The organism is Streptomyces sp. NPDC048255 (assembly GCF_040652415.1).
Lineage (GTDB): Bacteria > Actinomycetota > Actinomycetes > Streptomycetales > Streptomycetaceae > Streptomyces.
Map to the genome: position 1 here is coordinate 37,654 of NZ_JBEZMA010000008.1, position 21,281 is coordinate 58,934.

22 protein-coding genes are annotated in these 21,281 nt (G+C 72.1%); 5 read left to right on the forward strand and 17 right to left on the reverse strand.

Features of this window, described 5'->3' with window-relative positions; translation table 11 throughout:
* Positions 1–17: 17 nt before the first annotated feature.
* The 3 genes from AB0D94_RS09645 to hisI are packed head-to-tail and all read right to left on the reverse strand — an operon-like array spanning position 18 to position 2,576.
* Positions 18–677 carry a TIGR02234 family membrane protein gene (locus tag AB0D94_RS09645; RefSeq protein ID WP_362048227.1) on the reverse strand — a complete coding sequence of 220 codons (660 nt, stop codon included), beginning with the start codon at positions 675–677 and terminating at the stop codon, positions 18–20.
* Between the two features lie 23 nt (positions 678–700).
* Positions 701–2,191: an anthranilate synthase component I gene (locus AB0D94_RS09650; RefSeq protein ID WP_362048230.1), complete on the reverse strand. Its 1,491-nt coding sequence runs from the start codon at positions 2,189–2,191 to the stop codon at positions 701–703.
* 16 nt (positions 2,192–2,207) lie between these two features.
* Positions 2,208–2,576, reverse strand: coding sequence for a phosphoribosyl-AMP cyclohydrolase (hisI, locus tag AB0D94_RS09655; RefSeq protein WP_266937140.1), 369 nt, complete (start codon positions 2,574–2,576; stop codon positions 2,208–2,210).
* A gap of 92 nt (positions 2,577–2,668) precedes the next feature.
* Here hisI and AB0D94_RS09660 point away from each other — a divergent pair, with 92 nt between their 5' ends.
* Positions 2,669–3,301 (forward strand): TIGR03085 family metal-binding protein, encoded by a 633-nt coding sequence (locus AB0D94_RS09660; protein WP_362048235.1) that lies wholly within the window; start codon positions 2,669–2,671, stop codon positions 3,299–3,301.
* An 80-nt stretch (positions 3,302–3,381) separates the two neighbouring features.
* Here AB0D94_RS09660 and AB0D94_RS09665 read toward each other — a convergent pair whose 3' ends face one another.
* The 9 genes from AB0D94_RS09665 to hisD form a co-directional block, all read right to left on the reverse strand.
* Positions 3,382–4,044: a hypothetical protein gene (locus AB0D94_RS09665; RefSeq protein ID WP_362048238.1), complete on the reverse strand. Its 663-nt coding sequence runs from the start codon at positions 4,042–4,044 to the stop codon at positions 3,382–3,384.
* Between the two features lie 108 nt (positions 4,045–4,152).
* Positions 4,153–4,908: an imidazole glycerol phosphate synthase subunit HisF gene (hisF, locus tag AB0D94_RS09670; RefSeq protein ID WP_362048241.1), complete on the reverse strand. Its 756-nt coding sequence runs from the start codon at positions 4,906–4,908 to the stop codon at positions 4,153–4,155.
* Positions 4,905–5,288, reverse strand: coding sequence for a RidA family protein (locus tag AB0D94_RS09675; RefSeq protein WP_362048244.1), 384 nt, complete (start codon positions 5,286–5,288; stop codon positions 4,905–4,907). Before AB0D94_RS09675 ends, hisF begins: the two co-directional genes overlap by 4 nt.
* On the reverse strand, positions 5,285–6,022 hold the full coding sequence (gene priA / locus AB0D94_RS09680) for a bifunctional 1-(5-phosphoribosyl)-5-((5-phosphoribosylamino)methylideneamino)imidazole-4-carboxamide isomerase/phosphoribosylanthranilate isomerase PriA (RefSeq protein ID WP_362048247.1): 738 nt from the start codon (positions 6,020–6,022) through the stop codon (positions 5,285–5,287). Before priA ends, AB0D94_RS09675 begins: the two co-directional genes overlap by 4 nt.
* The gene (gene hisH / locus AB0D94_RS09685) at positions 6,022–6,672 is read right to left on the reverse strand and encodes an imidazole glycerol phosphate synthase subunit HisH (RefSeq protein ID WP_362048250.1); all 651 of its coding nucleotides are present in this window, start codon (positions 6,670–6,672) and stop codon (positions 6,022–6,024) included. Before hisH ends, priA begins: the two co-directional genes overlap by 1 nt.
* Positions 6,669–6,836 (reverse strand): hypothetical protein, encoded by a 168-nt coding sequence (locus AB0D94_RS09690; protein ID WP_362048253.1) that lies wholly within the window; start codon positions 6,834–6,836, stop codon positions 6,669–6,671. The genes hisH and AB0D94_RS09690 overlap by 4 nt, the downstream gene beginning before the upstream one ends.
* A 2-nt stretch (positions 6,837–6,838) precedes the next feature.
* Positions 6,839–7,432 carry an imidazoleglycerol-phosphate dehydratase HisB gene (hisB, locus tag AB0D94_RS09695; protein ID WP_326591415.1) on the reverse strand — a complete coding sequence of 198 codons (594 nt, stop codon included), beginning with the start codon at positions 7,430–7,432 and terminating at the stop codon, positions 6,839–6,841.
* The gene (locus AB0D94_RS09700) at positions 7,429–8,553 is read right to left on the reverse strand and encodes a histidinol-phosphate transaminase (RefSeq protein ID WP_362048256.1); all 1,125 of its coding nucleotides are present in this window, start codon (positions 8,551–8,553) and stop codon (positions 7,429–7,431) included. The genes hisB and AB0D94_RS09700 overlap by 4 nt, the downstream gene beginning before the upstream one ends.
* Positions 8,550–9,872, reverse strand: coding sequence for a histidinol dehydrogenase (gene hisD / locus AB0D94_RS09705; RefSeq protein ID WP_362048259.1), 1,323 nt, complete (start codon positions 9,870–9,872; stop codon positions 8,550–8,552). The genes AB0D94_RS09700 and hisD overlap by 4 nt, the downstream gene beginning before the upstream one ends.
* Before the next feature lie 141 nt (positions 9,873–10,013).
* Here hisD and AB0D94_RS09710 point away from each other — a divergent pair, with 141 nt between their 5' ends.
* The 3 genes from AB0D94_RS09710 to ybaK are packed head-to-tail and all read left to right on the forward strand — an operon-like array spanning position 10,014 to position 12,889.
* Positions 10,014–11,609, forward strand: coding sequence for an oxidoreductase (locus AB0D94_RS09710; protein ID WP_362048262.1), 1,596 nt, complete (start codon positions 10,014–10,016; stop codon positions 11,607–11,609).
* A gap of 34 nt (positions 11,610–11,643) precedes the next feature.
* Positions 11,644–12,381, forward strand: a complete 738-nt coding sequence (locus tag AB0D94_RS09715; protein WP_362048265.1) for an LON peptidase substrate-binding domain-containing protein — start codon at positions 11,644–11,646, stop codon at positions 12,379–12,381.
* A 13-nt stretch (positions 12,382–12,394) separates the two neighbouring features.
* Positions 12,395–12,889, forward strand: a complete 495-nt coding sequence (gene ybaK, locus AB0D94_RS09720) for a Cys-tRNA(Pro) deacylase (RefSeq protein WP_362048268.1) — start codon at positions 12,395–12,397, stop codon at positions 12,887–12,889.
* A 324-nt stretch (positions 12,890–13,213) separates the two neighbouring features.
* Here the strand turns inward: ybaK and AB0D94_RS09725 are convergent, their stop codons facing one another.
* From AB0D94_RS09725 to AB0D94_RS09740, 4 genes are all read right to left on the reverse strand, one after another.
* The gene (locus AB0D94_RS09725) at positions 13,214–13,867 is read right to left on the reverse strand and encodes a hypothetical protein (protein ID WP_362048271.1); all 654 of its coding nucleotides are present in this window, start codon (positions 13,865–13,867) and stop codon (positions 13,214–13,216) included.
* A 50-nt stretch (positions 13,868–13,917) separates the two neighbouring features.
* Positions 13,918–14,799, reverse strand: a complete 882-nt coding sequence (locus tag AB0D94_RS09730; protein WP_362048274.1) for an ABC transporter permease — start codon at positions 14,797–14,799, stop codon at positions 13,918–13,920.
* Complete coding sequence (locus AB0D94_RS09735) at positions 14,796–15,758, reverse strand: ABC transporter ATP-binding protein (RefSeq protein WP_362048599.1); 963 nt, start codon at positions 15,756–15,758, stop codon at positions 14,796–14,798. The genes AB0D94_RS09730 and AB0D94_RS09735 overlap by 4 nt, the downstream gene beginning before the upstream one ends.
* A gap of 115 nt (positions 15,759–15,873) precedes the next feature.
* The gene (locus AB0D94_RS09740) at positions 15,874–17,169 is read right to left on the reverse strand and encodes an NYN domain-containing protein (RefSeq protein WP_362048277.1); all 1,296 of its coding nucleotides are present in this window, start codon (positions 17,167–17,169) and stop codon (positions 15,874–15,876) included.
* A gap of 222 nt (positions 17,170–17,391) precedes the next feature.
* Here AB0D94_RS09740 and AB0D94_RS09745 point away from each other — a divergent pair, with 222 nt between their 5' ends.
* A complete protein-coding gene (locus AB0D94_RS09745; RefSeq protein ID WP_362048280.1) occupies positions 17,392–17,559 on the forward strand; it encodes a hypothetical protein in 168 nt (55 codons plus the stop codon).
* Positions 17,560–17,649: 90 nt separating this feature from the next.
* Here AB0D94_RS09745 and dnaE read toward each other — a convergent pair whose 3' ends face one another.
* Entirely contained in the window at positions 17,650–21,192 is a 3,543-nt protein-coding gene (gene dnaE, locus AB0D94_RS09750) for a DNA polymerase III subunit alpha (protein WP_362048283.1), read from the reverse strand.
* Between the last annotated feature and the right edge of the window lie 89 nt (positions 21,193–21,281).

The following is a 21,281-nucleotide window of genomic DNA, read 5'->3' on the forward strand; positions in this document are numbered from 1 at the left end:
CCGGTCGGCGCACGGGGTCAGCGGGTCGGATCCTCGCCGCGGTCCAGAGCCTTCCACAGATCTTCCGGACGTTCCGGATCCACCGCCGCGGCCGCGCGTTTGCGGGGGCTTCCGTCACGCTCGTAGCGGCCCCCCATCGCGGGCCAGCCGCGCCCGAAGAACAGGGCCAGCAGACCGGCGGCGAGGATCAGGGCCCCGCCGGCGGCCGTGACGTACGGCCACGCCGTGTGGGTCAGCCCCGCCACCTGGGCGGCGGTGTCCGCGGTCGTACGGGCGGCCTCCGCGTCCAGGGCCCGCCGGTCGTCGGCGGCGAAGACGGCGGCCAGCGCCGCGCCCAGCCCGCTCAGCGCGAGCAGGCCGGAGACCAGCAGCCGGCCCTTGCCGCGTACGGCGAACACGGCCACCAGGGCGGCGAGGCCCACGATGGCCAGCGCGGCGGGCAGCCCGGTGACGGCCCGCCCGTCCGCGGTCAGCGGCAGCGCACCGCCCCCGACGGCGGCGGTGCCCCGGGCCCAGACCCGACCGGAGGCGAGCAGGACGACGGTCGCGCCGAGCGCCCCGAGCAGCAGGGCGATCGCCACGCTGCGGCGGCTGCCACGGCTGTCGGAGGCGGCGGGAGCCTGCGGGCCCTCGGGCTCGGAGGCTCCATCGTTTCGGGACGGGGGTACGGCGCTCACGTACCCCACTATCCCCTACGCCCTCACGCGCCGTGGAGGCGGTTGGCCGCTCCCACCGCGCGCAGCACGGCGGCGGCCTTGTTGCGGCACTCCTGGTCCTCCAGCTCGGGCACCGAGTCGGCGACGACCCCCGCGCCGGCCTGCACGTACGCCGTCCCGTCGCGCAGCAGCGCGGTGCGGATGGCGATGGCCGTGTCGGAGTCCCCGGCGAAGTCCAGGTACCCCACGCAGCCGCCGTACAGACCGCGGCGGGAGGGCTCCAGCTCCTCGATGATCTGCATGGCCCGGGGCTTCGGCGCCCCGGAGAGGGTGCCGGCCGGGAAGCAGGCGGTCAGCACGTCGAAGGCGGTCTTCCCCTCGGCGACCCGGCCGGTGACGGTCGAGACGATGTGCATGACGTGCGAGTACCGCTCGATGTTCATGAAGTCGACGACCTCGACGGAGCCCGGCTCGCAGACCCGGCCGAGGTCGTTGCGGCCGAGGTCGACGAGCATCAGGTGCTCGGCGCGCTCCTTGGGGTCGGCCAGCAGTTCCTCGGCGAGGTCGTGGTCCTCCTGCGGGGTGGCGCCGCGGTGCCGGGTGCCCGCGATCGGGTGGACCATGGCCCGCCCGTCCTCCACCTTGACCAGGGCCTCGGGGCTGGAGCCGACGACGTCGAAGCCGTTCTCGAAGCGGAAGAGGTACATGTACGGGGACGGGTTGGTGGCCCGCAGCACCCGGTAGACGTCCAGCGCGGAGGCCTGGCAGGGGGTCTCGAACCGCTGCGAGGGCACCACCTGGAAGGCCTCGCCGGCCCGGATCCGCTCCTTGATGTCCTCGACGGCGGCCTGGTACTTCTCGCCGCCCCACAGCGCGGAGAATTCCGGCAGCTCGGAGGCGGGCAGCGGGGCGGGCACGTACGGGGCGGGCCGCGCGAGGTCCGCCTCCATCGCGTCGAGGCGCGCCACGGCGTCCGCGTACGCCTCGTCCACGCCGGTGTCGAGGTCGTTGTGGTTGATCGCGTTGGCGATGAGCTGGACCGTGCCGTCCCAGTGGTCCAGGACCGCCAGGTCCGAGGTCAGGAGCATGGTCAGCTCGGGCAGTTCGAGGTCGTCGGCGGTGTGCTCGCCGATGCGTTCCAGGCGGCGCACGATGTCGTAGCCGAGGTAGCCGACCATGCCGCCGGTGAAGGGGGGCATGCCGCCCGCGAGGTCGCGGGGGGTGTGCAGGGCCTCCACGGTGGCGCGCAGCGCGTCCAGCGGGTCACCGCCGGTGGGGACGCCCACGGGCGGGGTGCCGATCCAGTGCGCCTGGCCGTCGCGGACGGTCAGGGTGGAGTCGCTGCGCACCCCGATGAAGGAGTAGCGGGACCAGGAGCGGCCGTTCTCGGCCGATTCCAGCAGGAAGGTGCCGGGGCGTTCTCCGGCCAGCTTGCGGTAGAGCCCCACGGGGGTGTCGCCGTCGGCCAGCAGCTTGCGGCTCACGGGAACGACCCGGCGGTCTACCGCGAGCTTGCGGAACGTATCGAGATCCATGTACGTGGGACCCTACTCAGTCGGCGTCGCGGAAGAGGACATCGGCGTCGAAGCAGGTACGGGCGCCCGTGTGGCAGGCGGCTCCGACCTGGTCGACCTTGACTAGCACGGTGTCGGCGTCACAGTCCAGGGCGACGGACTTCACGTGCTGGAAGTGGCCAGAAGTGTCCCCCTTCACCCAGTACTCCTGGCGGCTGCGTGACCAGTACGTGCAGCGTCCGGTGGTCAGGGTGCGGTGCAGGGCCTCGTCGTCCATCCAGCCGAGCATGAGCACCTCACCGGTGTCGTACTGCTGGGCGATGGCCGGTACCAGGCCGTCGGCGGAACGCTTGAGGCGCGCCGCGATGGCGGGATCGAGACTGCCGGGGCGGGGGGACGTACTCATGCGGCCATTGTGCCGGGCCGTATCGCCCGATACGGATCACTGTCCGCCTGATGGGCAGGCGCGCGGCGGGTTCCGGCCGTAGGCTTTCGCGCATGTCTACCCATGCGAAGCGTGAACGTCTGCTCCTGGCGGACCTGTTGGAGGCGGCCGGCCCGGAGGCGCCGACACTGTGCGACGGCTGGACCTGCCGGGAACTGGCGGCGCACGTCGTGGTCCGCGAGCGGCGCCCGGACGCGGCGGGCGGGCTCCTGCTGAACGTCCTGAAGGCACGGCTGGACAAGGCGATGGAGGAGTACACGGCCAAGCCGTACGAGGAACTCATCCAGTTGATCCGGACCGGACCGCCGAAGCTGTCGGTGTACGCGCTCAAGCAGATCGACGAGGCCGCGAACGCGGTGGAGTTCTTCGTCCACGCGGAAGACGTCCGGCGGGCGCAGCCGGACTGGTCCCCGCGCGAGCTGGACCCGGTCTTCTCGGACGCCCTGTGGTCCCGCCTGGAGAAGCTGGCCCGCCTGACCGGACGCCGCTCCCCGGTGGGCCTGGTGCTGCGCCGGCCGAACGGGCAGACGGCGGTGGCGCACAAGGGGGCGCCGGTGGTGACGGTGACGGGCGAACCGGGGGAGCTGACGCTGTTCTGCTTCGGCCGCCAGGACGCTGCCGCTGTGACGCTCGACGGGGAGAAGGACGCCGTCGCGAAACTGTCGACGGCCGAACTGGGCATTTGATCCTTCACGCGCCCCTTGCACGGCTCGGCCCTGGCGGGCCTCCCCGGCTGCGGGCCGCTGCGCCGGACTCCGCCCGGCGGTCAGCCGGTCCGCGGCTGGAGCCGGATCATGGGGATTCCCGGGCGCACCTTGCTGATCTCGGCGAAGTCGTCATCGACGTGCAGCACCGTGAGCCGGTGCTGCTGCGCGGTCAGCGCGATGAGGATGTCGACCGGGGACGGACCTCGGTGGTGGCCGATGGCGGCGAGGTCCCGCTGCAGGGCCAGCGCGACCGCCGACGACAGGTCGGGGGCCAGCGCCAGGGCCCCGATGCCGACGGAGCCGGCGGAGTCGATGACCAGGGTGAGGTTCTGGACCGCCCCCGCCCGGGGAACCGCGGGACCAGCGTCAGCACGAGCGCACTGCTCGCCGCACCCACCCCGAACGCGCCCACGATCCAGCCGATCCCGCCCGGCCCCCAGCCGCGCTCCTCGGCCAGCAGGATCAGCCCCGGCGTCATCGGCGCCGAGGTGCCGAGCTGGCTGAGCGCGCCGGAGAGCACCAGCGGGCCGATCAGTCCGTGCCGCCGTATGTAGCCCAGGCCGCCGCGCAACTGCCGCGCCCACGGCCATGACCAGCCCCGCCTCGGCCGGCCCGGCCGCCTGCACCGCCGCCCAGGCGAGGGCGAGGAAGTAGACCCCGTCCCCGATCAGCGAGGGGGTGTAGGCGGCGAGCCGGCGCAGCACGTTGCCGTCACGGCACACGCCGTCACACCCATGCCACTGCCCCCCCAGATTGGTCTGGACCAGACGGAGGGGGTGGGCGGCGCACGCCAGGCCAATTGCGCGCGGAACGGCCTCGGCGGACCGGCCTCAGCGGACCGGGTGACCCGCCTCCCGGAGGACGTTCTTGACCTCTGAGATCCGCAGGTCGCCGAAGTGGAACACCGAGGCCGCGAGCACCGCGTCGGCGCCCGCCGCGATCGCCGGCGGGAAGTGCGCGAGCGTGCCCGCACCGCCCGAGGCGATCACCGGGACCGTGACGTGCTTGCGCACGGCCGCGATCATCTCGGTGTCGTAGCCGTCCTTCGTGCCGTCGGCGTCCATCGAGTTCAGCAGGATCTCCCCGGCGCCCAGTTCGGCCGCCCGGTGGGCCCACTCGACGGCGTCGATGCCGGTGCCCCGGCGGCCGCCGTGCGTGGTGACCTCGAAGGAGCCGGTGGCCGTGCGGCGCGCGTCGACGGACAGGACGAGCACCTGCCGGCCGAAGCGTTCCGCGATCTCCTGGATGAGCTCGGGGCGGGCGATGGCGGCCGTGTTCACGCCCACCTTGTCCGCGCCGGCCCGCAGCAGCTTGTCCACGTCGTCCGCGGTGCGGACGCCGCCGCCCACGGTCAGCGGGATGAAGACCTGCTCGGCGGTCCGCCGGACCACGTCGTACGTGGTCTCGCGGTTGCCGGAGGACGCGGTGATGTCGAGGAAGGTCAGCTCGTCGGCGCCCTCGGCGTCGTACAGCTTCGCCATCTCCACCGGGTCGCCCGCGTCGCGCAGGTTCTGGAAGTTGACGCCCTTGACGACCCGGCCGTTGTCCACGTCCAGGCAGGGGATCACGCGTACGGCCAGGGTCATGCCGCACCTCCGTACGCTTCGACCTCGACCTCGACGACCATGCTGGGGTCGACGAAGCCGGAGACGATGATCATGGATGCGGCGGGGCGGACCGCGTCGAACAGCTCCTTGTGGGCGCGGCCCACCTCGTCCACGTCCCGGGCGTGGGTGAGGTACATCCGGGTGCGGACCACGTGCTCGGGGCCGAGACCGGCCTGGGCGAGCGCCTTGAAGGCCACGCCGAAGGCGCCGACGGCCTGGTCGTACGGGCCGTTGGCGTCGGCCGCGGTGCAGCCGGAGACCAGGACGAGGCCGTTCGGGAGCTGGACGGCGCGGGAGTAGCCGATGACGTCCTCGTAGGCGCCGCCGGACGAGATGCGGCGTACTTCGTCGGAGCTCATGCGGAGACCACCTTCAGGGCTTCTTCCAGGGTGAAGGCCTTGGCGTACAGGGCCTTGCCGACGATCGCGCCCTCGACGCCCAGCGGCACCAGCCCGGACAGGTCGCGCAGGTCGTCGAGGGAGGAGATGCCTCCGGAGGCGACGACGGGCCGGTCGGTGGCGGCGCAGACGTTCCTCAGCAGCTCCAGGTTGGGGCCGGTGAGCGTGCCGTCCTTGCCGATGTCCGTGACGACGTACCGGGCGCAGCCCTCGGAGTCCAGGCGGGCGAGGGTCTCGTAGAGGTCGCCGCCCTCGCTGGTCCAGCCGCGGCCCTTGAGGGTGGTGCCGCGGACGTCGAGGCCGATGGCGATCTTGTCGCCGTGCTCGGCGATGGCCTTGGCGGCCCACTCGGGGGTCTCCAGGGCTGCGGTGCCGAGGTTGACGCGGGTGCAGCCGGTGGCGAGGGCCGCGGCGAGCGAGGCGTCGTCGCGGATGCCGCCGGACAGCTCGACCTTGATGTCCATGGCGCCGGTGATCTCGGCGACGAGGGCGCGGTTGTCCCCGGTTCCGAAGGCGGCGTCGAGGTCGACGAGGTGCAGCCATTCGGCGCCGGCGCGCTGCCAGGCGAGGGCCGCCTCCAGCGGGGAGCCGTAGGAGGTCTCGCTGCCGGACACGCCGTGCACGAGGCGGACGGCCTGTCCGTCGCGGACGTCGACCGCGGGGAGGAGCTCAAGCGTCTTCTGCGTCGAAGTCATCAGAGGGTCTCGATCCAGTTGGTGAGGAGCTGGGCTCCGGCGTCTCCGGACTTCTCGGGGTGGAACTGGGTGGCCCACAGGGGCCCGTTCTCCACCGCCGCGACGAAGCGCTCGCCGTGGGTGGCCCAGGTGACCTTGGGGGCGCGGATCAGCGGGTTGGTGACTTCCAGGCTCCACTCGCGCGCCGCGTAGGAGTGCACGAAGTAGAACCGGGCGTCGTCGTCCAGCCCCGCGAAGGCCTGGCTGTCGGCCGGGGCCTCGACGGTGTTCCAGCCCATGTGGGGCACGATCGGGGCCTTGAGCGGGCCGACCGTGCCGGGCCACTCGTCCAGGCCCTCGGTCTCGACGCCGTGCTCGATGCCGCGCTCGAAGAGGATCTGCATGCCGACGCAGATGCCCATGACCGGGCGGCCTCCGGAGAGCCGGCGGCCGATGATCCAGTCGCCGCGGACGTCCTTGAGCCCCTGCATGCAGGCGGAGAAGGCGCCGACGCCGGGGACGAGGAGTCCGTCGGCGTCCATGGCCTTGTCGTAGTCGCGGGTGATCTCGACGTCCGCGCCGACGCGCGCGAGGGCGCGCTCGGCGGAGCGGACGTTGCCGAAGCCGTAGTCGAAGACCACGACCTTCTTGGTGGGGTGCGCTGCGCTCATTCCCAGATTCCTTGGATCCGCAGGACTCCGGCGGCGAGGCACATCGCGGAGCCGATGGCGAGCAGGATGACGACCGACTTGGGCATCTGCTGCTTCTGGAAGGAGTAGACGCCACCGGCCAGGAACAGGCCGAGGACGATGAGGATGGTGTTGAGCCCGGTCACGGTTAGAGGGCGCCCTTCGTGGAGGGAAGGATGCCGGCCGCGCGCGGGTCGAACTCGGCGGCGTAGCGCAGGGCGCGGGCGAGGGCCTTGAACTGGCACTCCACGATGTGGTGGGCGTTGCGGCCGTACGGGACGTGGATGTGCAGCGCGATCTGGGCCTGCGCGACGAAGGACTCGAAGATGTGCCGGGTCATCGTCGTGTCGTAGGTGCCGATCATCGGCGCCATGTTCTCGGGCTCGGTGTGCACGAGGTACGGGCGGCCGGAGAGGTCGACGGTCACCTGGGCGAGGGACTCGTCGAGCGGCACGGTGCAGTTGCCGAAGCGGTAGATGCCCACCTTGTCGCCGAGGGCCTGCTTGAAGGCGGCGCCGAGCGCGAGGGCGGTGTCCTCGATGGTGTGGTGGGTGTCGATGTGCAGGTCGCCGTCGGTCTTGACGGTGAGGTCGAAGAGGCCGTGGCGGCCGAGCTGGTCGAGCATGTGGTCGTAGAAGCCCACGCCCGTCGAGACGTCGACCTGGCCGGTGCCGTCGAGGTTTATCTCGACGACGACGGAGGTCTCCTTCGTGGTCCGTTCGACCCGTCCGATGCGGCTCATGCGTGCTGCTCCTTCTTCAGTGCGCGAACCGCTTCCAGGAACGCGTCGTTCTCGGCCGGGGTGCCGGCGGTGACCCGCAGCCAGCCCGGTACGCCGTTGTCACGGACCAGGACGCCCTGGTCGAGGATCTTCTGCCAGGCGGTGTGCGAGTCCTCGAACTTCCCGAACTGGATGAAGTTCGCGTCGGACTCGGTGACCTCGTAGCCGATGGCCCGCAGCTCCACGACCAGGCGGTCGCGCTCGGCCTTGAGCTGCTCGACGTAGCCGAGCAGGGTGTCGGTGTGCTCCAGCGCGGCCAGCGCGGTCGCCTGGGTGACGGCCGACAGGTGGTACGGCAGGCGCACCAGCTGGACGGCGTCCACGACGGCGGGGTGCGCGGCCAGGTAGCCCAGGCGCAGCCCGGCGGCGCCGAAGGCCTTGGACATGGTCCGGGAGACCACCATGTTCGGGCGGCCCTCGATGAGGGGCAGCAGCGAGTCGCGGTGGCTGAACTCCACGTACGCCTCGTCCACGATCACCAGCGAGGGCTTGGCCGCCTGCGCGGCCTCGTAGAGGGCGAGGACGGTCTCGGCCTCGACCGCGGTGCCCGTGGGGTTGTTGGGGGAGGTGATGAAGACGACGTCGGGGGCGTTCTCGGCGATGGCCTGCTCCGCCGCCTCCACGTCGATCGTGAAGTCCTCCCGGCGCGGCCCGGAGATCCAGCCGGTGCCGGTGCCGCGCGAGATCAGCGCGTGCATCGAGTAGGAGGGCTCGAAGCCGATCGCGGTGCGGCCGGGGCCGCCGAAGGTCTGCAGCAGCTGCTGGATGACCTCGTTGGAGCCGTTGGCGGCCCATACGTTCTCCCGCGCGACCGGGTGCTTGCCCGTACGGGTGAGGTAGGCGGCCAGCTGGGTGCGCAGCTCGACCGCGTCCCGGTCGGGGTAGCGGTTGAGGGTGCGGGCGGCGTCCGCGACGCGCTCGGCGATCCGCCGTACGAGCGGCTCGGGCAGCTCGTACGGGTTCTCGTTGGTGTTCAGCTGGACGGGCACGTCGAGCTGCGGGGCGCCGTACGGGGTCTTGCCGCGCAGCTCGTCCCGGATGGGGAGGTCGTCGATACCGATGCTGGTCGTACGGTCGGTCATACGGTCGGCACCTTCCAGCCGAAGCGCGCCTTGAGGGCGGCGCCGTGCGCGGGCAGGTCCTCGGCCTCGGCCAGCGTCACCACGTGGTGGGTGACCTCGGCGAGGGCGTCGCGCGTGTAGTCGACGATGTGGATGCCGCGCAGGAAGGACTGCACGGACAGGCCGGAGGAGTGGCAGGCGCAGCCGCCGGTGGGCAGCACGTGGTTCGACCCGGCGCAGTAGTCGCCGAGGGAGACCGGGGCCCAGGGGCCGACGAAGATCGCGCCGGCGTTGCGGACGCGGGCGGCCCAGGCGGCGGCGTCGGCGGTCTGGATCTCCAGGTGCTCGGCGCCGTACGCGTCGACGACCTTGAGGCCGTCCTCCAGGCTGTCGACCAGCACGATCGCGGACTGCTTGCCCGCGAGCGCAGGCTTGATCCGGTCCTCGACGTGCTTGGTGGCGGCGACCTGCGGCTCCAGCTCCTTCTCGACGGCGTCGGCGAGCTCCGCGGAGTCCGTGACGAGGACGGCGGCGGCCAGCGGGTCGTGCTCGGCCTGGCTGATCAGGTCGGCGGCCACGTGCACCGGGTCGGCCGTGGAGTCCGCGAGGACGGCGATCTCGGTCGGGCCGGCCTCGGTGTCGATGCCGATCTTCCCGGTGAAGTAGCGCTTGGCGGCGGCGACCCAGATGTTGCCGGGGCCGGTCACCATGTTGGACGGCAGGCACTCTTCCGTGCCGTACGCGAACATCGCGACGGCCTGGGCCCCGCCGGCCGCGTACACCTCGTCGACGCCGAGCAGCGCGCAGGCGGCGAGGATCGTCGGGTGCGGCAGACCGCCGAACTCCTTCTGCGGCGGGGAGGCCAGCGCGATCGACTCGACGCCCGCCTCCTGCGCCGGTACGACGTTCATGACGACGGAGGACGGGTACACCGAGCGGCCGCCCGGGGCGTACAGCCCCACGCGCTCCACCGGAACCCACTTCTCGGTCACCGTGCCGCCGGGGACCACCTGGGTGGTGTGCTCGCTGCGGCGCTGGTTGCGGTGCACGATCCGGGCGCGCCGGATCGACTCCTCCAGGGCGGCGCGGACGGCAGGGTCCAGCTGCTCCAGGGCAGCCTTGACGGCCTCCGCGGGTACCCGGACCTGCGAGAGTTCGACACCGTCGAACTTCTGCGCGTACTCGATCAGCGCCGCCGTGCCACGATGATGGACGTCCTCGCAGATGGGCCGCACCTTCTCCAGGGCAGCTTCTACGTCGAACTCGGCACGGGGCAGCAGATCGCGCAGGGCGCCGCCCTCGGGGAGGGCGTCACCGCGCAGGTCGATACGAGAGATCACCCCCCAATTCTCTCAGACCGTTTCGCGCCGCCGTTCTCCCGTATCACTGGCTGATACACGCCCCGGATGTCACAGGCGCCCGTTAGCGTTTCTCACAGATCTTTTTCGAATACGTGAAAGTGACCGCGGAGGGGGGCCGCCATGACCGAGGCACGCGCCGGTGAGGAACCGGCGGACCTCACGGACGCCGAGCGCCGCATGTGGGAGGCCTTCCGCACGGGCGCCGTCTGCGATCTGAGCGTCCGCCGCGCGGACCGCGACGATCCGCACGCCGACCGGGTCTGGGGCCCCGAGCGCAGTGTCCGCGCCCAGGTGGTGGCGCTGCTGCTGCTCCACGGACCGCCTCCGGTACCGGGCCGGGTGGCCTCGCTGAAGCTGCGCGGTACGCGGATCACGGGGCGCCTCGACCTGTCCGGCGGCACGGTGGACCCGTACGTGGAGCTCCAGTCCTGCCGCTTCGACAGCGAGGTCCAGCTCTCCGAGACCCGCTTCGGCACGCTGCGGCTGGTGAACTGCGCGATCCCCCGCCTGGAGGCGGCGCGCCTGCACACCGAGGGCGATCTGCACCTGCCGCGCTGCCGGGTGGCCCGGGGCGTGCGGCTGACCGACGCGCAGATCGGCACCGACCTGCTGATCAGCCAGGCCGTGGTGCAGCGGGACGCCAAGGGCCGGGCGATCGCCGCGGACGGGATGTCCGTCGCGCAGGACTTCCAGGGCGAGCTGCTGGAGACGTACGGGGAGGTGAGCCTGCGCGGGGCGAAGGTCGGCGTGTCGATGAACCTGCGCGGGGCCCGCCTGCGCAACCCGTACGGGAAGTACGCGCTGAACGCCCCGCAGCTGACGGTCGAGCGGACCTTGTACCTGACCTCCATCGCACTGGACTACGTGCCCGGCACGAACTCCTCCACTCCCCCGTACGGGCTGGGGACGACGCCGACGCGCGGCCGGCGGGCGCAGCGCTTCGAGTGCCGGGGCGGACTGCGGCTTGACGACGGCCGCTTCGGCGACGCCATCGACTTCTACGGCGCGCGCTTCGTGCTCACCGCCGAGCAGGAGGTCTCCCTGCGGCGGATCCAGACGCCCGAGTTCCGCTTCGTGGGCGAGCGGCCCGAGTACGGGCGGGTGGTGGTGTCGGGGGCCAAGGTGGTCAAGCTGGTCGACACCTCCACGAGCTGGCCGGGACCGGGCGGGGTCTCCATCGAGGGCTTCGTCTACGAGAACCTCGCGCCCCGCGGCCATTTCCCGCTCTCCCGCAGGCTGGCCTGGGTCGAGGCGGCCACCCCCGAGTACTCGCCGGAGCCGTACGAACGCCTCGCCGCCGTCCTGCGGGCCAGCGGCGAGGACGCGGACGCCCGCGAGGTGCTGCTGGCCAAGCAGCGGCGCCGCCGGACCACCCTGTCACCGGCGGCCAGGGCCTGGGGCTACCTCCAGGACTGGACGGTGGTCTACGGGTACCGCCCGGGCCGGGCCGCCCTGTGGATGGCGGTCCTGTGGGCGGCGGGTGCCCTGCTGTTCTCCCAGCTCGACCCGCCGGCGATCAAGGCGGACGAGCACCGGCAGTGGAACGCCGCCCTGTACGCGCTGGACCTGCTGCTCCCGGTGATCGATCTCGGCCAGGAGGGCCAGTGGCAGGTCAGGGGCGGCTGGCAGTGGGGCGCGGCCGCCCTCGTCCTGCTGGGGTGGATCCTGGCCACGACGGTGGCGGCCGGGGCCTCGCGCCTGCTGAGGCGGGGGTGACGGGGCCCGGCCTCCGGCCATTACCCTGTGCCTCGTGACCACGGTTCGCCTGCCCCTCTTCCCGCTGAACTCGGTGCTGTTCCCGGGACTCGTCCTCCCGCTGAACATCTTCGAGGAGCGTTATCGCGCCATGATGCGCGAGCTGCTGAAGACGGGCGAGGACGAGCCGCGCCGTTTCGCGGTCGTCGCGATCCGCGACGGCCGGGAGGTCGCTCCGACCGCCCCGGGCCTCCCCGACCAGACGGCCGTCCCCGAACGGGGGCCCGCCGCGGGCTTCGGCGCGGACCCGATCCAGGCCTTCCACCGGGTGGGCTGCATCGCGGACGCGGCGACGATCCGGGAACGGGAGGACGGCAGCTTCGAGGTCCTGGCCACCGGTACTTCCCGGGTGCGGTTGCTCTCCGTGGACTCCTCGGGCGCCTTCCTGACCGCGGAGCTGGAAGAGCTCCCGGAGGACGCGGGCGAGGGTGCGGGGGCACTGGCCGAGGGGGTCCTGCGGGCCTTCCGCGCCTACCAGAAGCGCCTCGCGGGCGCCCGCGAGCGGTCCCTGACGGGCGCGGACCTGCCCGACGAGCCGTCGGTGGTCTCGTACCTGGTGGCGGCGGCCGCCGTGCTGGACATCCCGGCCAAGCAGCGGCTGCTCCAGGCCCCGGACACGGCGACTCGGCTCGCGGAGGAACTGAAACTGCTGCGGACGGAGACCGCGGTGATCCGGCACCTGCCGTCGCTGCCCGCGGTGGACCTGACCCGTGCTCCGACGAGCCCGAACTGACGGAGCCGCACCGATGGCGAAGAAGTCGAAGCAGGCGGCCGGGACCCCGGCGATCGTGGCCCTGACGGCGGCGGGCATCCCCTTCACCACCCACGCCTACGAGCACGACCCGGCGCATCCCTCGTACGGCGAGGAGGCGGCCGAGGCGATGGGCGTCTCCCCGACGCAGGTCTTCAAGACCCTGGTGACCGACGTGGACGGGGTCCTGACGGTGGCGGTGGTCCCGGTCTCGGGCTCGCTGGACCTGAAGGCCCTGGCGGCGGCGGTGGGCGGCAAACGGGCGGCGATGGCCGACCCGGCGATGGCGGAACGCACCACGGGGTACGTCCTCGGCGGCATCTCCCCACTGGGCCAGCGCAAACGCCTGCGCACGGTGCTCGACCAGTCGGCCGCCGCCTTCGCCACGATCTGCGTCTCGGCCGGCCGCCGCGGCCTGGAGATCGAACTGTCCCCCGCGGACCTGACCGCCCTGACGGGCGCCACCCTGGCCCCCATCGCCCGCCCGTAGCCATCCGCGGCGCCGCTGTCGGGGGCGCTGCCCCCGAACCCCCGCGCCTCAAACGCCGGCGGGGCTGGATATGCCCGGCGCCGGGGCGGGGACGCGCAGGAGGGTCCCCGCAGGACGAGCGCGCAACCACCGCTCAAGCCACGAAGCCATGCCTGGGTGCGCGAGCCGAGGAGACCCTCCGGAGCGGCACCGCCCCGGACCCCGCGCTCCCGCCGGGGTACATCAACCCAGCCCCGCCGGCGTTTGAGGCGCGGGGTCCGGGGCGGAGCCCCGGCAGCGGCGGGTGGCGCAGGACCCGGAGCCCAGGCGAGCCCAGCCGGCCGGTCAGCCGCGCGGCGGCTCCGGCGCGGGCGAAGGATCGGCGTGGACGTGCGGCGGCGGGTAGGCGCCGGCCCACTCGGGTACGGGCGCCGGGTCGCGCGGGGCCCACAGGGCCGTCAGGCCGAGGTGGGCCAGTACCGCGGCCATCGGCCAGGTCAGCAGCACCCCGTGCGCGAGCAGCTGCAGCGGCGCGTCGAACGGCACGCCCTTGCCCGCCTCCGCCGCGGCCGAGGCCAGATCGGCGGACGGCCCCAGCCACAGCCCCAGGCGCCAGCCGACGAGCGCGGCGAAGAGCGATCCGACGGCGAGCCCGATCACCAGCGGCACACCGCCCCTGCGGCGCCACAGGAAGACGGCCCCGGCGCTCAGCACGCCCAGGGCGACCGACAGCAGGAAGAAGGTGCCGTCGGCGCCGATCCGCGCCTCGCTCTCGCTGTTGCGCAGGAACACCGCCTCGCCGTTGGAGACGTACTGCGTCCGCGGCGCCAGCCAGGCCCACAGCACGGCGAGGAGCACACCCGCCGCCCCGACCGCCAGGGCGACGGCGGCGCCGTCGCGGACGTCCAGCGCGGTGATGCGCCCCGACGCGTCGCCCGGCTTCTCGGGCGGGTGCGGCGGCGGGTCGTAAGGGGAGGGCGGGGTCACGGCTTCGGTCACCCTCACATCGTGCCAGGTCTTCGACGAGGGGGGTCGGCCGGGCACGGGCGTCAGCGGACCGCCGCCCGCCGGTACGCCCACGTCGCGAGGGCCAGCGAGAGCACGCCTACGGCCGCGCACACCCCGAGGTCGAGCACGACGGCGGTCCAGTCCGGATGCGGGGCGAAGGTGCGCGCGAAGGCCTCGACCCCGTACGTCGACGGCAGCAGGTCCCGCGTCCACACGATGACGTCCGGCATCCGCTCCGGCGGCAGCACCCCCAGCAGCAGCGCCGCCGACATGCCGAGCTGCCCCGCGAGGGTGGCCAGCTCCTGGCGGGGCGCCAGCAGTCCCAGCGCCGCCCCGAGCCCGGCCAGCGCGGCTCCGGCCAGCGGCACGACGGCGGCGAGGATCCACAGTCCGCTCAGGGGCAGCCCGAACAGCACGCATCCGAAGACGGCGGTGACCAGGGTGCCCGGCAGGGTGAAGGAGGCGTACGCGGCGGCCGCGCCCAGCACCACCGAGGCGGGCGGCACCGGCAGCGTGGCGTAGTGGTCGAGCCCGCCGCCTGCCCGCAGCTGCCCGAAGTACTGGGCGAGCAGGTTCAGCGCGACGAAGGCGACGACCAGCACCGAGGACCCGGCGACCACGGCCCGGGCCTCCGAGCCGCCGTCCACCACCCCGCGCATCAGGATCATGATCCCGACGGACTGGAAGGTGGCCACGAACAGCAGCGGGATCCGGGCCACCCGGGCCCGGGAGAGCTGCGCCCGGTAGACCGCCGCCAGCGCGGGGAAGAAGCGTGCCCGGGCCGCGAGCGGCGCGGGCCGGGTGACCCCGGCCCGCTGCGGGGCCGCGTCCTGGGCGGTGCCCGGAGCCGCGTCCTCGCCGGCGCCCGGTACGAGGTCCTGCGCGAGGCCGGGTGCGACGGCGCCCGTGGAGCGGTCGCTCACGACTTCACCAGCCCTTTCGTCTTGCCGCCGAGCGCGAGGTACACGTCCTCCAGGCTCGGCGTGGCCAGGGTGAAATCGTCGAGGGCGGCGAAGGCCGGGCCGCCGGTGACCGCGGCCACCGCGGCCCTGGCCTCGTCCGGCGCCAGCCGCAGTACCCAGCGGCGTCCGGACTCGACGGCCTCCGCGCGCAGCCGCGCGACCTCGGGCACGTCCAGCGGAGCGCCCTCGCGCCACACCAGCTCCAGCCGGACCTCGCCGGAGACCTGGGCCTTCAGCCCGGCCGGGGTGTCGCAGGCGATGACCTTGCCCTGGTCGATGACGGCGACCCGGTCGAGGACGGTCTCGGCCTCGATGACGTTGTGCGTGACGAGCAGGACCGTGGCCCCGTGCTGGGCGCGCCGCCGGTCCACGGCCGACCACACCGCCCGCCGGGCCACCGGGTCCATGCCGGTGGTGGGCTCGTCCAGGACCAGTACGGGCCGCTCCCCCACCAGCGCGGCGGCGAAGCAGGCGAGGCGCCGCTGGCCGCCGGAAAGCTTCTTCAGGGGCCGTCCCGCGATCGCGGTCAGCCCGAGTTCCTCCAGTACGGCGTCCCGCGCGGCCCGGGCCTCGCGTGCGCCCAGTCCGCGCAGCCGCCCGGTGGTCTCGGCGGCCAGGGACACGGTGAGCTCGTCCAGGGCGGTGGACTCCTGCCCCAGGTAGGCGAGCAGCCGGGCCGCCCGCTCGGGGTGGCGTACGAGGTCGTGGCCGAGGAGGGTCACGGTGCCGGAGTCGGGCCGCATCAGGCCGGTCAGCTGGCGGACCAGGGTGGACTTGCCGGCGCCGTTGGGGCCGAGCAGGCCGAAGATCTCGCCGCGCCGGACGTCCAGGGAGATCCCGTCGTTCGCACGGGTCTCGGGCAGGGCGGGGGCCCCGCGCCGGCCGCGTACCGCGGGATAGGTCTTGACGAGGTCACGCACCGCGCAGACGACGTCGGAGGCCGCTCCCGCGGCTGCTGCCGAGGCCGCCGCCGTGGGGTGTCCCGCGTGTGCTGTGCCCGTACTCACGAGGGAGCAGCCTACGGGGTTCCCGGCCCTACTCGGCCGCCGGGGTGGCCGGGGCGGCGGGCGCGGCGGGGGCGGCGCTCGGGACCGCCGCCACGTGTTCGGCGGCCGCCCGGACGTCGATCTCGCGCCAGAACCCGGCCCGGATGGCGTACCGGTCGTGCTCGTCGATCTGGTCGTCCTTGTGCGCGAGCAGCCCGAACCGGGCGGCGTAGCGCAGCAGCTCGCCGTCGATCCGGTGCGGGATCCGCGGGTACATCGTGGCGAGTTTCTGCAGGTGCACGGTCTCGGGGAGCCGTTCCATCCAGCGCCGGGCGAACACCTGTCCCACCTCGAACGGGTCCCCGCCGACGGTGGTGATGTCCTCCTCGCGGTCCGCCCAGCGCTGTTCGGCGCTGGTGAGCTGGGCGAGGGTGGGCAGCGAGGCGGTTTCGGCGGGTTCGCCGAGCGGTCCGGCCCGGTCGATCCAGCCCTTGTCGGAGGACCAGCGCAGGGCGCTGCCGGCCGGGGGCTGCGCGGTGCTCTGCCCTGCGGGCGGACCGGCCTGCTGTCCGGGGGCCCGCAGGGATCCGGCGAGGTCCTTGGGCGTGGGCACGGTCTTGGCCGCGGAGCCGGCGGGCGCGGGCAGGGAGGGGCCGCTGCTCTCGGCCTCGGCGGCGGAGCTGCCGTTGCGGGCGGCCTCAGCGAGCGCCGCCTCGGGCAGCGGGGCGGAGAGGATGGCGGCGATGTCGGGGCGCGGGGCGGGCGGCGGGGCGCACAGTCCGGTGAGGTCCTTGGCGCGGACGGCCCGGGTGATCCAGACGCGGTCGAGGACGCGGCGTTCGTCGGCTTCGGCGACGAGGTCCTCGGACTGGTTGTAGTCCCCGTCGGCGGCCTGGACGGCCCACAGGTGGACGGCGACGCCGTGTTCCTTGGCGGACATCAGGCCGGGCAGCAGGTCGCCGTCGCCGGTCACCAGGACCACGTCGGAGCAGGCGCGGTTGCGGGCGAGCTCGGTGAGCTCGGCGTGCATGGCCGCGTCGACGCCCTTCTGGGCCCAGCGGCCGTCGCTGCGGGTCAGGGCGCCGAGGCGGACGGTGACGCGGGGCATGACGCGCAGCCGCCGGTGCTCGGGCTGGGGCACCCGGTCGGGTGCGCCGTCGAACCAGTAGATCCGCAGCAGGGGCTGCTCGGTGTCGGCCTCGGCCCGCTCGCGCAGGCCCTGGATGAGGGCGGCGTGGTCGACGGTGATGCGGGAGCGTGAGGGCTCCCCTGCGAGAAGGCTCGCGGCGGCGCCCAGCAGATAGCCGGCGTCCACCAGGACGACGCAGCGGTCCACGCGTTCCACCCTCTTCCCTGGGGGTCCTCTGTGCTTTCGGCGAGTGCCCCGAGTCTGCCCGACCGCAAGGGTGTTGACGGCCGGAACTGGATCATCGGCGTGGCGTATCTCTCAGGAGACCCGGGAATGCCGTGCAGCTACGCGCAGTAATGATCCAAAATGCGCTGTTTCTGAGCTTGTGTGAGTGTGAAGGCGGTCCTGGCCCCTAGACCCCATCACGGAGGCTCCACCATGGCCAAGAACAAGCAGCAGAAGCAGCCGAAGCAGCAGCAGGCCCGCTCGTCCTCGCAGGACCCGTCGAAGAGCTCGACGGAATCCTCGCCCGAATCGACCTCGCAGGCGCCGAGTCCGATGGATCTGGCGCACAAGAGCAAGACGAAGAAGTTCGGCCACAACTGACGCGGCCGCGGCCGCTCACCAGCGGTCCGCACGCGGAAAGGGCCTGCCCGGCGATGCCGGGCAGGCCCTTTCCGTGCGGTCCGGCCGGGACTATCCGGCCAGGCAGGACGGGCCGAGCAGCACCTTCAGATCGCCGAAGAGCGCGGGGTCGGGCTGTACGCGGTGCCTGTCGAGGCGCAGCACGGTGGTGGTCCGCGGCCCCTGGAGCTTGATGCGCACCTCGGTGTTGCCCTTGTGGTGGCGCAGGATCTCCCCCAGCCGGGTCACCATCGGCGGCGTGACCTTGACCGTGGGGATGGTGAGGACCACGGGGGCGTTGGTGCCGGCGGAGGAGAGGTCGGGGACCATCAGCTCCATCGCGACCAGGCGGGGCACGTCCTCGCGCTTGTCGAGGCGGCCCTTGACGAAGACGACGGTGTCCTCGACCAGCTGGGTGGACACCAGCTGGTAGGTCGCGGGGAAGAACATGCACTCGATGGAGCCGGCCAGGTCCTCGACGGTGGCGATGGCCCAGGCGTTGCCCTGCTTGGTCATCTTGCGCTGGAGGCCCGAGATGATGCCGCCGATGGTGACGACGGCGCCGTCGGAGTGCTCCCCGCCGGTGAGCTGGGAGATCCCGGCGTCCGTCTTGTCGGACAGCACGTGCTCCAGGCCGAAGAGCGGGTGGTCGGAGACGTAGAGGCCGAGCATCTCGCGCTCCTGGGCGAGCAGGTAGGACTTCTCCCACTCCACGTCGGAGAACTCCACGTCGAGGCCGAAGCCGGGCTCGTCGCCGGCGCCCTCGTCGCCCATCGCGCCGAAGAGGTCGAACTGTCCCTCGGCCTCCTTGCGCTTGACGGCGACCACGTTGTCGATCATCGGCTCGTGGTGGGCGACCAGGCCCTTGCGGGTGTGGCCCATCTCGTCGAAGGCGCCGGCCTTGATCAGGGACTCGACGGTCCGCTTGTTGCAGACGACGGCCTCGACCTTGTCCAGGAAGTCGGGGAAGGAGGAGAACTTCCCCTTGGCCTTCCTGGTCTTGATGATCGACTCCACGACGTTCTGTCCGACGTTGCGCACCGCGGTGAGGCCGAAGAGGATCACGTCGTCGCCCTGGGCGGCGAAGTTCGGCTCGGACTCGTTCACGTTCGGCGGCAGGACCTTGATGCCCATGCGCCGGCACTCGTTCAGGTAGATCGCGGACTTGTCCTTGTCGTCCTTGACCGAGGTCAGCAGGCCCGCCATGTACTCGGCCGGGAAGTTCGCCTTGAGGTAGGCGGTCCAGTAGGAGACCAGGCCGTACGCGGCCGAGTGGGCCTTGTTGAAGGCGTAGCCGGCGAAGGGGACCAGGACGTCCCACAGGGCCTGGATGGCCTTGTCGTTGTAGCCGTTCTTCCGGGCGCCCTCCTGGAAGATCGTGAAGTTCTTCGCCAGCTCCTCGGGCTTCTTCTTGCCCATCACGCGGCGCAGGATGTCGGCCTCGCCGAGCGAGTACCCGGCGATGATCTGGGCGGCCTTCTGGACCTGCTCCTGGTAGACGATCAGGCCGTAGGTGACCGCGAGCACCTCTTCGAGGGGCTTCTCCAGATCCGGGTGGATCGGGGTGATCTCCTGCTGCTTGTTCTTGCGCAGGGCGTAGTTCGTGTGCGAGTTCATGCCCATCGGGCCCGGCCGGTACAGGGCCGAGACGGCGGAGATGTCCTCGAAGTTGTCGGGCTTCATCAGGCGCAGCAGGGAGCGCATGGGGCCGCCGTCGAACTGGAAGACGCCGAGGGTGTCACCGCGGCCGAGCAGTTCGAAGGTCTTGGGGTCGTCGAGCGGCAGGGCCAGGAGATCGATGTCGATCCCCTTGTTGGCCTTCACCATCTTGACGGCGTCGTCCATGATCGTGAGGTTGCGCAGGCCGAGGAAGTCCATCTTCAGCAGGCCGAGCGACTCGCAGCTCGGGTAGTCCCACTGGGTGATGGTGACCTGGTCCGTGTGCCGGACCCAGACGGGCACGTGGTCGGTGATCGTCTCGCTGGACATGATCACGCCGGCGGCGTGCACGCCCATCTGGCGCACCAGGCCCTCCACACCGCGGGCGGTGTCGATGACCTTCTTCACGTCCGGCTCGTTCTCGTACATCCCGCGGATCTCGCCGGCCTCGCCGTAGCGGGGGTGCGAGGGGTCGAGGATGCCGGAGAGCGGGATGCCCTTGCCGAGGACGTCGGCGGGCATGGCCTTGGTGAGGCGGTCGCCCATGGCGTACGGGTAGCCGAGGACGCGGGCGGAGTCCTTGATCGCGTTCTTGGCCTTGATGGTGCCGTAGGTGCCGATCATGGCGACCTTGTCCTGGCCGTACTTCTCGGTCACGTACCGGATCACCTCGACGCGCCGGCGCTCGTCGAAGTCGATGTCGACATCGGGCATGGACACGCGCTCGGGGTTCAGGAACCGCTCGAAGATCAGACCGTGGGTGAGCGGGTCGAGGTCGGTGATGCCCATGGCGTACGCGACGATCGAACCGGCCGCGGAGCCTCGGCCGGGGCCGACCGCGATGCCCTGGTTCTTGGCCCACATGATGAAGTCGGCGACGACGAGGAAGTAGCCGGGGAAGCCCATCGAGATGATGGTGTCCATCTCGTACTCGGCCTGCTTCATCCGGTCCTCCGGAATGCCTCCGGGGTAGCGGCGGTGCATGCCGCGCATGGTCTCCTCGCGGAACCAGCTGACCTCGGTGTGGCCTTCCGGGATGTCGAACTTCGGCATCAGGTTCCGGAACTTGAACATGCCCTCGGTGTCGATCTGGTCCGCGACCAGCTTCGTGTTGGCGCAGCCCTCCTGCCAGGCGTCCGAGGAGTCGATGGCGTACATCTCGTCCGTGGACTTCAGGTAGTAGCCGGTGCCGTCGAAGCGGAAGCGGTCCGGGTCCGAGAGGTTCTTGCCGGTCTGGATGCACAGCAGGGCGTCGTGGGCGCCGGCCTCGCTCGCGTAGGTGTAGTGCGAGTCGTTCGTCACCAGCGGCGGGATGCCGAGCTTCTTGCCGATGTCCAGCAGCCCGTCGCGGACCCGGCGCTCGATCTCGATGCCGTGGTCCATCAGCTCCAGGAAGTACCGGTCCTTGCCGAAGATGTCCTGGTACTCGGAGGCGGACTTCAGGGCCTCGTCGAACTGGCCGAGGCGCAGCCTGGTCTGGAGCTCGCCGGAGGGGCAGCCGGTGGAGGCGATCAGCCCCTCGGACCACTTGGAGATGGTCTCCTTGTCCATGCGGGGCCACTTCGTGAGCCAGCCCTCGGCGTACGCGTCGGAGGACAGCCGGAAGAGGTTGTGCAGGCCGGTGGCGTTCGCCGCCCAGATCGTCTTGTGGGTGTAACCGCCGGAACCGGAGACGTCGTCGCGCTTCTGGTGGGGCTGGCCCCACTGGATGCGCCGCTTGTTGCGCCGGGACTCGGGGGCGACGTACGCCTCGATGCCGATGATCGGCGTGATCCCGGCCTTCTGGGCGGTGTGGAAGAAGTCGTAGGCCCCGTGCAGGTTGCCGTGGTCGGACATGGCGATGTGCGTCATGCCCATCTCGTTGCACGCGTTGAACATGTCCTTCAGCCGCGCGGCACCGTCCAGCAGCGAGTACTGGGTGTGGACGTGCAGGTGCGTGAACGGCGGCTTGGTCACGGTGTGAGTCCTCCGGAGGGGAGAGAGGTGGCAGCCTCGAAGTCTACGTCGCCGGACCGACACAGAAGGGTCGCACCGCGTCTCCCGTG